The organism is Paenibacillus sp. 2TAB26 (assembly GCF_052115145.1).
In the GTDB taxonomy this organism is placed as follows: Bacteria; Bacillota; Bacilli; order Paenibacillales; family Paenibacillaceae; genus Pristimantibacillus.
Genome location: NZ_JBFRGC010000039.1, coordinates 20,903 through 34,172 on the forward strand (window position 1 = coordinate 20,903; position 13,270 = coordinate 34,172).

Below are 13,270 nucleotides of genomic sequence, written 5' to 3' on the forward strand. Positions count from 1 at the left end.
TACATAATGTATACTGACTCTATTATTAGCGATAAGAACGTGTTGATTTTGTTCAGTATACATTCTTATCTTTCGACGTGAAACGCTGTTTGAGCTCAGACTTTGAGTTCAATCAGATAGGTTTGCGTGAATAAGAATCTAGCGGTGTACGCCTTGCAGGCCGGAGGGATAGTTCGTGAGTATCGACCTCAAAGAATGGAGTACGCTCGAGTATGACAGCAGTACGGACGAGGATATCGTCGAAGCGGTCCGCAATGGTGATAGCATAGCGTTGGAATATTTGATAAACAAGTATAAGAATTTTGTGAGAGCCAAAGCGCGCTCGTATTTTCTTATCGGTGCGGATCGTGAAGATATCGTGCAGGAGGGTATGATTGGTCTTTATAAGGCAATTCGAGATTTTAAAGGGGACAAGCTAGCAAGCTTCAAAGCCTTTGCTGAATTGTGTATAACCAGGCAAATTATTACCGCCATCAAAACAGCCACGCGTCAGAAACACATTCCGCTAAATTCCTACGTTTCGCTAGATAAGCCCATTTATGATGAAGATTCGGATCGCACACTGCTGGATGTTATTTGTGGTACGCGAGTATCTGATCCAGAAGAATTAATTATTAATCAAGAAGAATTCATTGGCCTTGAAGATAAGATGTCCGAAATATTAAGCGACCTTGAACGCAAGGTGCTTATGCTTTATTTGGATGGAAGGTCCTATCAGGAAATTGCTGTTGATTTGGATAGACATGTGAAATCTATCGACAACGCTCTTCAAAGGGTGAAACGCAAGCTCGAACGTTACTTGGAAGTCAGAGACATTAGCGGCTAGCCGCATTTATACGTAAATCATTTTTACGAGGACTGTCTTCCATCTGGCGGTGTCTAGGTGGAATATACGGTCCTTTTAGTTTTAAACGGACAAAAGTAGACTATACTGGTAGATACGAGACCGATGGCGCTTTTGTTTCCAATCATTCACAGGCTTAACACTTATCTTTTACATTGACATCAAAATTGCTGTATGATAAAGTGTTTAGGTAGGCCTAAAATCGAGGTTTTATTTCGTTTTGGCGTTGGAATCAATGAACTTTCATATAGAGCTTCATGATTCGTATTTTGTAGCAGTTCGGGAGGTGTAATTCAATGCGGGTAATTATCACGTTGGCATGCACAAACTGCAAACAGAGAAACTATGCGAGCAGCAAGAACAAACGCAATCACCCCGACCGCATCGAGTTGAAGAAGTTTTGCAAGTTCTGTAACGAGCAGACTCCTCATCGCGAGACGAGATAGTCAATTGGAGGTGTGAACGTGGCATTTTTGGCTAAACTAAAGCAAAGCTTTGGTACAACGTTTAGTTTTTTTGCCGACAGCTGGGCGGAACTTAAGAAGGTTCGCTGGCCAAGCCGTAAAGAGTTGACAAGCTATTCGATCGTGGTTTTGCTCACGATTACGCTTGTGACTATTTACTTCTGGCTTCTTGACATCGGGATCTCGTCTCTGGTTGAACTCATTGTTTAAGAAGGGTCCAAAGGTGGATTTGTGATGGAAAAAAGATGGTACGTCGTGCATACCTACTCAGGTTATGAGAACAAGGTGAAAGCCAATTTGGAACGCCGTGTTGAATCAATGGGCATGGAAGATAAGATTTTCCGTGTGCTTGTTCCTATGGAAGAAGAAGTGGTAGAGAAGGATGGTAAGAAGAAGACTGTCCAACGTAAGGTCTACCCCGGCTATGTTCTTGTGGAAATGGTTCAAACCGACGATTCATGGTACGTTGTTCGAAATACACCAGGTGTAACTGGATTCGTAGGATCAACAGGTTCCGGTTCAAAACCGATTCCTCTATTGCCAGATGAGGTTGAGCAAATACTCAAACACATGGGCATGGAAGAACCAAAACCGAAAATCGAGTTCGATTTGAAAGAAACGGTTCGCGTCAAAGTGGGTCCTTTCGCAGATTTTGTTGGTACAGTAGAAGAAATTTTGCTGGACAAAGCGAAGTTGAAGGTTCATGTAAACATGTTTGGCAGGGAGACCCCACTAGAGCTGGATTACACTCAAGTGGAAAAGATATAATATCTGGTTTCCGAACCCACTGGGTTAAACTAGTGGAGGTTTGGACGCGAAATAGCAATGCCCCTTGCGGAGGCGGATGCTATTTACGCATGGAATAAAGGGTTAGGAGGTGTTTCAGGCATGGCAAAAAAGGTCATCAAGATGGTCAAATTGCAAGTTCCTGCAGGTAAAGCAAACCCAGCGCCGCCGATCGGTCCAGCACTTGGTCAAGCAGGCGTTAACATCATGGCGTTTTGTAAAGAGTTTAATGCTCGTACCGCAGATCAAGCAGGCTTGATTATTCCGGTTGTTATTACAGTATTTGAAGACCGTTCTTTCACTTTCGAAACAAAAACGCCGCCGGCAGCAGTATTGCTTCGCGTCGCAGCTGGTATCGAAAAAGGTTCAGGCGAACCGAACAAGAAAAAGGTCGCTACTGTAAAACGTGACAAAGTTCGCGAAATCGCTGAGCAAAAAATGCCGGATCTTAACGCAGCGTCTGTAGAATCAGCAATGCGTATGGTTGAAGGTACTGCTCGCAGCATGGGCGTAACTATTGTTGACTAATACCGCGAGGTAGCTTGCTTTGCGATAGCTTCGGCTTTCGCGAGTGGGAGGATCATCCCTAGGAGGATTTTCCGCTACAACCACATGAGGAGGAAATTACAATGGCTAAACAAGGTAAAAAATATGTAGAAGCTGCTAAGCTATTTGATAGCGAAGCAACTTACGAGCCTCTAGAAGCGATTGAGCTTGTTAAGAAGGCTGCAACAGCTAAATTCGACGAGTCCGTTGAAGTAGCAGTTCGTTTGGGTGTAGACCCACGTAAACAAGACCAAGCTGTTCGTGGCGTAGTTGTACTACCACACGGCACTGGTAAAACTAAACGCGTTCTCGTTTTCGCAAAAGGCGAAAAAGTGAAAGAAGCGGAAGCTGCGGGCGCTGATTTTGTCGGCGATGCAGACATGATCAACAAAATCCAACAAGGCTGGTTCGAATTCGACGTTTGCGTAGCAACGCCGGACATGATGGCTGAAGTTGGTAAACTTGGACGTATCCTTGGTGGTAAAGGCTTGATGCCGAACCCTAAAGCTGGTACAGTAACGTTTGACGTTGCTAAAGCCGTTCAAGAAATCAAAGCCGGTAAGATTGAATACCGTCTTGATAAAGCAGGTCAAATCCATGCGCCAATCGGTAAAGTATCTTTCGATGCTGAGAAACTCAACGAGAATCTCAAATCATTGATCGATGCACTTAATCGTGCTAAACCGGCTGCGTCAAAAGGTGTTTACCTGAAAAACATTGCCGTTTCTTCAACAATGGGCCCTGGCGCTCGTGTTTCTACAGCGGCTTACCGCTAAGAAGAACGGAACTAAATTCGAATACGCATACCGTAGACAGTAGGTGCCTTAAGGCTTAATTTCCTACCGAGGTGTTATGATAAAACGTTTGTAAGCAACATTCGATCCTTTAGGGTTGATGCGCGATAACGACATCATGGCCTTCGCAGTGTCTGCGAAGGCCTTTCTCATGCATCGAGGCGTGGAAAGCCCGTCGTAATTAACGGAATGTATACTATTACGGGAGGTGTACAGTTTGGCTAACGCAAATATCATCCAAGAGAAACAAGAGGCAGTTGCCGTAATCGCGGCAAAAATTGCTAATAGCTCAAGCACAGTAGTAGCTGACTATCGTGGATTGAACGTTGCTCAAGTAACTGAACTTCGGAAACAACTTCGTGAAGCAGGAATTGAATTCCAAGTTCTTAAAAACTCGCTCGTTCGTCGCGCAACTGAAGGTACGGATTATGTAGAATTGAACAACATTCTTACAGGTCCTACAGCAATTGCATTCGGTAAAGAAGACGCTGTTGCTCCAGCTAAAATTTTGAACGATTTCGCTAAGAAAAACGATGCTTTGAAACTTAAAGGCGGCGTTGTTGAAGGTAAAGTCGTATCTCAAGAAGAAATTAAAGCTCTTGCGGAACTTCCGTCCCGCGACGGTTTGCTCTCTATGCTCCTCAGCGTATTGCAAGCTCCAGTGCGCAACTTCGCGCTTGCAGTTAAAGCAGTCGGCGAGAAACAAGAAGCACAAGCTTAATTTTTTTCAAGAGTCCCTTATAGTAATGAACCGACGCAAGTCGGCTGTAGGATAAACCAAAAAAAATAAACCATATTCCCGGAGGTATAATCATGTCTAAAGAACAAATCTTAGAAGCGATTAAAGTTATGAACGTTCTTGAACTGAACGATCTTGTTAAAGCAATTGAAGAAGAATTCGGCGTAACTGCAGCAGCTCCAGTAGCAGCAGCAGGTGCTGGCGCAGCTGTAGAAGCTGAGCAAACTGAATTTGACGTTATCCTTAACGGCGCTGGCGCTTCAAAAATCAACGTAATCAAAGTTGTTCGCGAAATCACAGGTCTTGGCCTGAAAGAAGCGAAAGACTTGGTTGATAGCGCTCCTAAAGCAGTTAAAGAGAAAGTTGCTAAAGAAGAAGCAGAAGCTGTTGCAGCTAAGCTTACTGAAGCTGGCGCTTCCGTAGAAGTTAAGTAGTATTTCTTTCAATAAAATAAGCTGATCATGCGATTGAATGATGAATCGGCCGGCGAGCCCCTTGAAACGTCAGGTTTCAAGGGGTTCGTTGTATGTTGAAGGATAAGAATGTGCAAGTTTTTGGCTTGTACATTCTTATCCTTCAACGAGAATCGAGTATTTTTTCGCTGAAGCAAGGCGATATCAATATACTCGATGCAATATGGAATAGCGGGGAGTGATGAATAATGTCGAATCACTATTACTCACAGAGCCCAGATGTTAAGCATAATCGTCAAGTTCATGAAGCAATACTCCGAGGTTTTTCTTTGAAGTTTATGACGGATGCCGGTGTATTCTCGAAATCAGGAGTTGATTACGGGAGTCAGGTGTTGATCGATGCTTTGGAGCTGAATGCAAATGCAAACATTCTTGATGTTGGCTGTGGTTATGGTCCTATTGGATTAACATCAGCAAAACTCGCTGAGCATGGGCAAGTAACGATGATTGATATAAATGAACGAGCGGTAGAGCTTTCGCGTGAGAACGCAAAGCTTAACCAAATATCTAATGTTACCGTTTTGCAAAGTGATCTATTTGAAGCAGTTAAGCAAATGAAGTTCGATGTCATCGTTACAAATCCGCCTATCAGGGCGGGGAAGTCAGTCGTTCATCGAATTTTTGAAGAAGGTTATGAATTGCTCGAACAAGGCGGCAGCATGTGGGTTGTCATACAGAAGAAGCAAGGGGCACCTTCGGCGAAAGCTAAATTAGAGTCATTATTTGCAGATGTAGAAGAAGTAACGAAGGATAAAGGCTACCGTATTTTCCGAGCTGTAAAAGCTTAGAAAATTAGAGAAAAATATGTTTTGAAAATATGTTTGAAAACTGAATAATATTTATTGACTTGACATTTGCAATATGGTAAGATTATAAAATGTCAGCATTAAATTGGGCTCGATCTCTTTAGTTAACTAAAATGTCAAGTGTAAATTTAAAGCGCGGAATGCATAAGTTTTACACATTTGACGTATAATGTTTACGTTTTGGGCAAAATTATTTGATATGAGACTGTCACGGCCGCGCTGTGATTAGTTAACTGCCGGAACATGCTCTTTTTTCGAACCATTCGATAAGGGCTTTTCTTTATTTGACTATATAGGCGGCTGGTTCGTCTATAGTGACGCAGTGATTATCGATGCTGTGATACAGACATGAGGGGTGAGGTTAAGTTGGCAGGACAACTTGTTCAGTATGGTCGGCGCGCGCGCAGAAGCTACGCCAGGATCAACGAGGTGCTGGAAGTCCCGAACCTGATTGAAATCCAACAAAAATCGTATGAGAAGTTTTTGGACAGCGACCTAATTGAGTTGTTCCAAGATATTTCTCCGATTTCGGACTTTACGGGCAATCTATCGCTTGAGTTTATCGACTATAGCTTGGGCGAACCGAAATATTCGGTCGATGAATCAAAAGAGCGCGATGTGACGTATGCAGCTCCTTTACGCGTTAAGGTGCGACTTTTCAATAAGGAAACTGGCGAAGTAAAGGAACAAGAAGTTTTCATGGGTGATTTCCCGCTTATGACAGAGACGGGCACGTTTATTATTAACGGAGCCGAACGTGTCATAGTCAGCCAATTGGTTCGATCCCCGAGTGTGTACTTCAGCACGAAGGTCGATAAGAACGGGAAGAAAAACTACACAGCTACTGTTATTCCTAACCGTGGCGCTTGGCTAGAGCTTGAAACGGATGCTAAAGATATCATCTACGTTCGTATTGACCGGACCCGGAAAATACCGGTAACGGTACTTTTGCGTTCGCTTGGATTCGGTACTGACGCAGAGATTCTTGAACTGCTAGGCCATGATGAGTACATTCGCAACACGCTAGACAAAGATAACACGGATTCAACTGAAAAAGCGCTTATTGAAATTTATGAGCGTCTTCGTCCAGGCGAACCTCCAACTTTGGATAATGCGAAGAGCTTGCTAGTTGCTCGTTTCTTTGATCCAAAACGTTATGACTTGGCCAACGTAGGCCGTTACAAAATAAACAAAAAACTTCACATCAAGAACCGTTTGTTTAATCAACGTCTTGCGGAAAATCTAATTGATCCTGCGACTGGCGAAATTATTGCTGAGTCCGGACAAATGATTGACCGTCGCTTGCTTGATGAAATTCTCGAGAAGCTTGAGAAGGATGTTGGTTTCAAAACGTATCATGTCGCTAATGGCGTTCTTGATGCTGATAGTATTCCACTACAAACGATCAGCGTATTCTCACCATATGACGAAAGCAAAGTAATTAAAGTTATTGCGAATGGCATTATTGATAAATCCGTCAAGCATATCACGCCTGCGGACATCATTTCTTCCATTAACTACTTTATCAACTTGCTTCATGGCGTAGGCAGCACTGATGATATCGATCATCTGGGTAACCGTCGTCTGCGTTCTGTTGGCGAGCTGCTTCAAAACCAATTCCGTATCGGTCTGTCTCGTATGGAGCGCGTTGTGCGTGAGAGAATGTCCATTCAAGACGCGAATGCAATTACGCCGCAAGCGCTAATTAACATACGTCCGGTTATTGCATCTATAAAAGAGTTCTTCGGCTCCTCGCAGCTGTCCCAGTTTATGGACCAAACGAATCCGCTTGCTGAGTTGACGCATAAGCGTCGTTTGTCAGCACTTGGACCCGGCGGTTTGACTCGGGAACGCGCGGGCTTTGAAGTTCGTGACGTCCATCACTCCCACTATGGGCGGATGTGTCCGATCGAGACGCCAGAGGGACCGAATATCGGTTTGATCAACTCCTTGTCTTCCTTTGCTCGTATTAACGAATATGGCTTCATTGAAGCACCATATCGTTGGGTAGATCCGAAGACTGGAATTGTTACAGAACAAATCGCTTATCTGACTGCTGACGAGGAAGATAACTACGTAATCGCGCAAGCGAATGCGAAGCTGACTCCAGACGACAAGTTTGCAGAAGAGAATACGATCGTTCGTTACAATAAACAAGCCGACAACATTTTGACTATGCCTAGTGATCGCGTTGATTACATGGATGTATCGCCTAAACAGGTAGTATCTGTTGCGACAGCGTTAATTCCTTTCTTGGAAAACGATGACTCCAACCGTGCCCTCATGGGATCCAACATGCAACGTCAAGCGGTACCGCTTCTTATCCCTAGATCACCACTTGTTGGTACAGGTATGGAGCACAAAGCAGCGAAAGACTCAGGCGTTTGTATCGTAGCGAAGCATGACGGTATAATCGAACGTTCTTCCGCTAATGAAATCTGGCTTCGTCGCGTCGAGCAAATCGATGGCAAGCCGGTTACTGGTGACTTGGTAAAACATAAACTACACAAGTTTATGCGCTCTAACCAAGGAACGTGCATCAATCAACGCCCGCTTGTACGTAAAGGCGACGTTATTAAAAAAGGTGATATCCTTGCGGATGGTCCTTCTACTGAAAAAGGCGAATTGGCTCTTGGACGCAACGTCGTTGTTGCATTCATGACGTGGGAAGGCTACAACTATGAGGATGCGATCCTGCTAAGTGAAAAGCTAGTGAAAGAGGATGTTTATACATCTATTCACATCGAGGAATACGAGTCTGAGGCTCGTGATACGAAGCTTGGACCTGAAGAAATTACACGCGACATTCCGAATGTCGGTGAAGAAGCTCTTCGCAACCTAGATGAGCGCGGAATCATTCGTGTCGGAGCTGAAATCGGCGCTGGCGATATCCTAGTTGGTAAAGTAACGCCTAAGGGTGTAACTGAACTGACAGCGGAAGAAAGATTGCTGCACGCTATCTTTGGTGAGAAGGCTCGTGAAGTACGTGATACATCGCTACGTGTGCCGCATGGTACAGACGGTATCGTTGTTGACGTTAAAGTATTTACGCGGGAGAATGGCGACGAATTGCCACCAGGCGTTAACCAGCTCGTTCGTGCTTATATTGCTCAAAAACGGAAAATATCCGAAGGCGACAAAATGGCCGGACGTCATGGTAACAAAGGGGTAATCGCTCGTATCATGCCTGAAGAAGATATGCCTTTCCTACCGGATGGCACACCTGTAGAAGTTGTTCTTAACCCGCTCGGCGTACCGTCGCGGATGAACATCGGTCAGGCGCTTGAAGTTCACTTGGGTATGGCTTGTAAGCATCTCGGCATCCACGCAGCTACGCCAGTATTTGACGGCGCACGCGAGAATGACGTTTTCGATACGATGGAAGAAGCAGGCATGCAGCGTAACGGTAAAACCGTACTGTATGACGGACGGACAGGCGAGAATTTCGAACGTGAAGTTACAGTTGGGGTCATGTACATGATCAAACTGGCGCACATGGTCGACGATAAAATTCATGCCCGTTCCACTGGTCCTTACTCACTCGTTACACAACAGCCGCTCGGTGGTAAAGCACAGTTCGGTGGACAACGTTTCGGGGAGATGGAGGTATGGGCGCTTGAGGCATATGGCGCTGCGTACACGCTTCAAGAAATATTGACTGTTAAATCCGATGACGTGGTTGGTCGTGTGAAAACGTACGAATCTATTGTCAAAGGCGAAAACGTACCAGAACCAGGTGTTCCGGAATCGTTCAAAGTTTTGATCAAAGAGCTTCAAAGCTTGGGTATGGACGTTAAAATCCTATCCGAGAATGAGGAAGAGATCGAAATGAAGGAAATGGATGATGAAGACGAGGCAACGGGTGATAAGCTCAACCTCAATATAGAAGGTGCCGAAGTCGGCGCTGCTACTGAATAAACTAGTTGCTGGATTCCGTCACATGGTCACGCGCCTATGACGGAATCTAGCTGATTAGATAGACATTGTCATACATGACGGAGGAGGGTTGCTCCTTGTTGGACGTGAACAACTTCGAGTATATGAAGATTGGTCTGGCTTCGCCGGATAAAATTCGCTCGTGGTCCCGCGGAGAAGTTAAAAAACCGGAGACGATCAACTATAGGACCTTAAAACCGGAGAAGGAAGGACTCTTCTGCGAGAAAATTTTTGGACCTACAAAAGACTGGGAATGTCATTGCGGTAAATACAAACGTGTACGCTATAAAGGTGTCGTTTGTGATCGCTGTGGCGTTGAAGTAACTCGCGCTAAAGTTCGTCGCGAACGTATGGGTCACATCGAGCTAGCAGCTCCAGTTTCTCATATTTGGTACTTCAAAGGGATTCCAAGCCGTATGGGCCTTGCACTTGATATGTCGCCTCGCTCGCTTGAGGAGATCATTTATTTTGCATCCTATGTCGTGACGGACCCAGGTGATACCCCACTTGAGAAGAAACAACTTCTATCGGAGAAAGAATATCGCAGCTACCGTGAGAAATACGGGTATGGATTCCATGCTGGTATGGGTGCCGAAGCTGTTAAAAAACTTTTGCAAGATATCGACGTTGACAAAGAATTGGAGCAATTGAAAGAAGAACTGCGTACAGCTCAAGGACAACGACGCAATCGTGCGATCAAACGTCTTGAAGTGGTAGAAGCATTCCGTAATTCCGGCAACGAACCGGAATGGATGATTCTAGACGTGCTTCCTGTCATCCCTCCTGAGCTTCGTCCGATGGTACAGCTTGATGGCGGTCGTTTTGCGACTTCTGACCTCAATGATTTGTATCGTCGTGTTATTAACCGTAACAACCGTCTGAAGCGTTTGCTTGATCTGGGCGCTCCTGATATTATCGTRCARAATGARAARCGGATGCTKCAAGAAGCRGTTGACGCATTGATCGATAAYGGTCGTCGCGGYCGYCCTGTTACAGGTCCAGGTAACCGTCCGCTTAAATCCCTCAGCCATATGCTGAAAGGTAAGCAAGGACGTTTCCGTCAGAACTTGCTAGGTAAACGGGTTGACTACTCTGGTCGTTCGGTTATCGTAGTAGGTCCAAACCTCAAAATGTTCCAGTGCGGTCTTCCTAAGGAAATGGCACTTGAATTGTTCAAGCCTTTCGTTATGAAAGAGCTTGTTAATAAAGGCCTAGCACATAATATTAAGAGTGCGAAGCGCAAGGTTGAACGCGTAAGCCCTGAGGTATGGGATGTTCTTGAGGAAGTAATCAAGGAGCACCCAGTATTGCTTAACCGTGCCCCGACGCTTCACAGACTAGGTATTCAAGCATTTGAGCCTATCTTGGTTGAAGGTCGCGCAATTAAGCTTCACCCACTCGTATGTACAGCTTACAACGCTGACTTCGACGGTGACCAAATGGCCGTTCACGTTCCGTTGTCTGCTGAAGCACAAGCGGAAGCACGTTTGCTTATGCTTGCATCAGGTAATATCCTTAACCCGAAAGACGGCAAACCGGTCGTTACTCCTTCACAGGATATGGTACTAGGAAGCTTCTACTTGACGATGGATAACAAAGAGGCTAAAGGCAGTGGTTCCGTATTTGGTACCATTAACGAAGCGATCTCTGCTTACCAACGTGGTATTGTTTCCTTGCACGCCAGAATTTTCATTCCGGTTCGTGTGCTTAAAAAAGTTAACTTCACCGAGCAGCAGCAAAATTCGTTACTCGTTACGACAGTTGGTAAAGTTATCTTCAACGAAATTTTCCCTGAAGATTTCCCTTATATCAACGAAGCAACGAAAACGAACCTATTGCACGGTACACCAGATAAATATTTCGTTTACGAAAAAGGCGCAGATCTTCCTAAATTCTTGGATGCAATCGAAACGCCTGGTGCGGTAGGTAAAGACTATCTTGCATTAGTTATTGCAGAATGTTTCCGCCAATACCACACTACGCTTACTGCGATGCTTCTTGACCGCATTAAGCAGCTTGGTTTCACTTACTCGACTAAGGCTGGTATTACGATCGGCGTGTCTGACGTTATCATCCCGAAAGAGAAAGACGAAATCATGAAGCGCTCCGATGAGAAGGTTGCTACCGTTATGAATCAATACCGTCGTGGTTTGATTACAAACGAAGAGCGTTATGACCGGATCATTACAATTTGGGGTAAATGTAAAGACGAGATCACCGAAGTTCTTATGAAATCGATGGATCGTTACAACAACATCATGCTCATGGTGGACTCCAAAGCACGGGGTAACAAATCTCAAATTACACAGCTTGGCGGTATGCGTGGTTTGATGGCCAATCCATCCGGTCGTATCATCGAGTTGCCAATTAAATCGAACTTCCGCGAGGGTCTTACAGTACTCGAGTACTTTATTTCTACTCACGGAGCGCGGAAAGGTCTTGCCGATACTGCCCTTCGTACTGCCGATTCCGGTTACTTGACTCGTCGACTTGTTGACGTTGCACAAGACGTAATCGTACGTGAAGAAGATTGCGGTACCGATAAAGGCTTCTCTGTAAGCAAAATTCAAGACGGTAAAGAGGTTATTGAAGATCTTTATGACCGTATTGAAGGCCGCTATGCGTTTGAAACGGTTCGTAATCCAAAAACAGGCGAGATTATTGTTAACCGCAGTGAGTTGATTGACTCGAACAAAGCGGATGCAATTATCGACGCTGGCGTTGAAAAACTGCAAATTCGTTCCGTACTAAGCTGCCGTGCTCGTCATGGCGTATGTAAGATCTGTTACGGACGTAACCTTGCAACTGGTAAACATGTTGAGATTGGGGAAGCGGTAGGTATTATCGCAGCTCAATCCATCGGTGAGCCAGGAACACAGCTCACAATGCGTACGTTCCATACGGGCGGCGTTGCGGGAGATGATATCACACAAGGTTTGCCGCGTATCCAAGAGTTGTTTGAGGCGCGTAATCCGAAAGGTCAAGCGATTATTTCTGAGCTTGACGGTGTGGTTAAAGAAATCCGTGAAGCTAAGGACCGTCGTGAAATCGAGGTTCAAGGTGAAGCGGAATCGAAAGTGTATGCTGTTACCTATGGTTCGCGTATCCGCGTAACGCAAGGTCAACAAATCGAAGCCGGCGATGAGCTGACGGACGGTTCAATTGACCCTAAAGATATGCTGCGTATCAAAGGTATCCGTGGCGTTCAAAACTATATTTTGCAAGAAGTACAGCGCGTTTACCGAAATCAAGGGGTAGAAATCAATGACAAGCACGTTGAGGTCATGATTAAACAAATGCTCCGTAAAATTCGTATCGTAGATGCAGGCGGCACAACGTTGCTTCCTGGTGCGTTCGTTGATATTCATGAATATGAAGCTCAAAACCGCACTGCGATTTTCGCAGATCTCGAACCAGCTGTTGCAAAACCAGTTTTGCTCGGTATTACGAAGGCATCGCTTGAGACAGATTCGTTCTTGTCAGCAGCTTCCTTCCAAGAAACAACTCGTGTATTGACTGATGCAGCTATTAAAGGCAAAGTTGACCAGTTGCTTGGACTAAAGGAAAATGTTATTATCGGTAAGTTGATTCCAGCAGGTACTGGAATGGCCCGTTATCGTAACATTCGTTTTGCTGGACTTGAAGATGAAACAACTACTGCAGTTGAAGGCGAACTAGAAACAGAAGCTGTAACAGTCGACTAGTCGGCTTGAACAGATCATGTTATTAAAACCGGATACTAACTAATATCGAAGGAGCGTCACATCTTCCGTTTCCTTGGAAGCGGAAGATGACCGCTCTTTTATATGTTTACAGTATGAAATTCATTTACAAAAAGTTTACAAGTGATTATCCTAGAAGGTTCTTGACACAAGCACATAG

Annotated in this window: 12 protein-coding genes and 1 other annotated feature; all 12 genes read left to right on the forward strand. The window is 44.8% G+C overall.

What is annotated here, in order from left to right; genetic code table 11:
- The first annotated feature begins 175 nt into the window (after nt 1-175).
- Nucleotides 176-826, forward strand: a complete 651-nt coding sequence (gene sigH / locus AB4Z50_RS31695; protein ID WP_053373882.1) for an RNA polymerase sporulation sigma factor SigH — start codon at nt 176-178, stop codon at nt 824-826.
- Between the two features lie 314 nt (nt 827-1,140).
- Nucleotides 1,141-1,290 carry a 50S ribosomal protein L33 gene (gene rpmG / locus AB4Z50_RS31700; protein ID WP_015847242.1) on the forward strand — a complete coding sequence of 50 codons (150 nt, stop codon included), beginning with the start codon at nt 1,141-1,143 and terminating at the stop codon, nt 1,288-1,290.
- 18 nt (nt 1,291-1,308) lie between these two features.
- Complete coding sequence (gene secE / locus AB4Z50_RS31705) at nt 1,309-1,518, forward strand: preprotein translocase subunit SecE (protein ID WP_053373883.1); 210 nt, start codon at nt 1,309-1,311, stop codon at nt 1,516-1,518.
- A gap of 24 nt (nt 1,519-1,542) precedes the next feature.
- Nucleotides 1,543-2,076, forward strand: coding sequence for a transcription termination/antitermination protein NusG (gene nusG, locus AB4Z50_RS31710; protein ID WP_054025341.1), 534 nt, complete (start codon nt 1,543-1,545; stop codon nt 2,074-2,076).
- A 120-nt stretch (nt 2,077-2,196) separates the two neighbouring features.
- Nucleotides 2,197-2,622 (forward strand): 50S ribosomal protein L11, encoded by a 426-nt coding sequence (rplK, locus tag AB4Z50_RS31715; protein WP_054025340.1) that lies wholly within the window; start codon nt 2,197-2,199, stop codon nt 2,620-2,622.
- Nucleotides 2,623-2,723: 101 nt separating this feature from the next.
- A complete protein-coding gene (gene rplA / locus AB4Z50_RS31720; protein WP_076271440.1) occupies nt 2,724-3,416 on the forward strand; it encodes a 50S ribosomal protein L1 in 693 nt (230 codons plus the stop codon).
- A 12-nt stretch (nt 3,417-3,428) separates the two neighbouring features.
- Nucleotides 3,429-3,594 (forward strand) — a sequence feature (ribosomal protein L10 leader region).
- 57 nt (nt 3,595-3,651) lie between these two features.
- Nucleotides 3,652-4,155 carry a 50S ribosomal protein L10 gene (gene rplJ, locus AB4Z50_RS31725; RefSeq protein ID WP_054025338.1) on the forward strand — a complete coding sequence of 168 codons (504 nt, stop codon included), beginning with the start codon at nt 3,652-3,654 and terminating at the stop codon, nt 4,153-4,155.
- Nucleotides 4,156-4,247: 92 nt separating this feature from the next.
- Nucleotides 4,248-4,607, forward strand: coding sequence for a 50S ribosomal protein L7/L12 (rplL, locus tag AB4Z50_RS31730; protein ID WP_076271439.1), 360 nt, complete (start codon nt 4,248-4,250; stop codon nt 4,605-4,607).
- Between the two features lie 92 nt (nt 4,608-4,699).
- A complete protein-coding gene (locus AB4Z50_RS31735) occupies nt 4,700-4,828 on the forward strand; it encodes a hypothetical protein (protein WP_441885604.1) in 129 nt (42 codons plus the stop codon).
- Nucleotides 4,829-4,834: 6 nt separating this feature from the next.
- Nucleotides 4,835-5,434 (forward strand): class I SAM-dependent methyltransferase, encoded by a 600-nt coding sequence (locus AB4Z50_RS31740; RefSeq protein WP_339205294.1) that lies wholly within the window; start codon nt 4,835-4,837, stop codon nt 5,432-5,434.
- Nucleotides 5,435-5,818: 384 nt separating this feature from the next.
- Nucleotides 5,819-9,370, forward strand: a complete 3,552-nt coding sequence (gene rpoB / locus AB4Z50_RS31745; RefSeq protein WP_441885607.1) for a DNA-directed RNA polymerase subunit beta — start codon at nt 5,819-5,821, stop codon at nt 9,368-9,370.
- 95 nt (nt 9,371-9,465) lie between these two features.
- Nucleotides 9,466-13,092: a DNA-directed RNA polymerase subunit beta' gene (gene rpoC / locus AB4Z50_RS31750; protein WP_441885610.1), complete on the forward strand. Its 3,627-nt coding sequence runs from the start codon at nt 9,466-9,468 to the stop codon at nt 13,090-13,092.
- Nucleotides 13,093-13,270: the final 178 nt, after the last annotated feature.

Coding starts and splice junctions, on each gene's coding strand:
- AB4Z50_RS31735 (WP_441885604.1), top strand. CDS start 4,700: ATGTTGAAGGATAAGAATGTGCAAGTTTTTGGCTTGTACATTCTTATC.
- rplL (WP_076271439.1), top strand. CDS start 4,248: ATGTCTAAAGAACAAATCTTAGAAGCGATTAAAGTTATGAACGTTCTT.
- nusG (WP_054025341.1), top strand. CDS start 1,543: ATGGAAAAAAGATGGTACGTCGTGCATACCTACTCAGGTTATGAGAAC.
- rplK (WP_054025340.1), top strand. CDS start 2,197: ATGGCAAAAAAGGTCATCAAGATGGTCAAATTGCAAGTTCCTGCAGGT.
- rplA (WP_076271440.1), top strand. CDS start 2,724: ATGGCTAAACAAGGTAAAAAATATGTAGAAGCTGCTAAGCTATTTGAT.
- rpmG (WP_015847242.1), top strand. CDS start 1,141: ATGCGGGTAATTATCACGTTGGCATGCACAAACTGCAAACAGAGAAAC.
- AB4Z50_RS31740 (WP_339205294.1), top strand. CDS start 4,835: ATGTCGAATCACTATTACTCACAGAGCCCAGATGTTAAGCATAATCGT.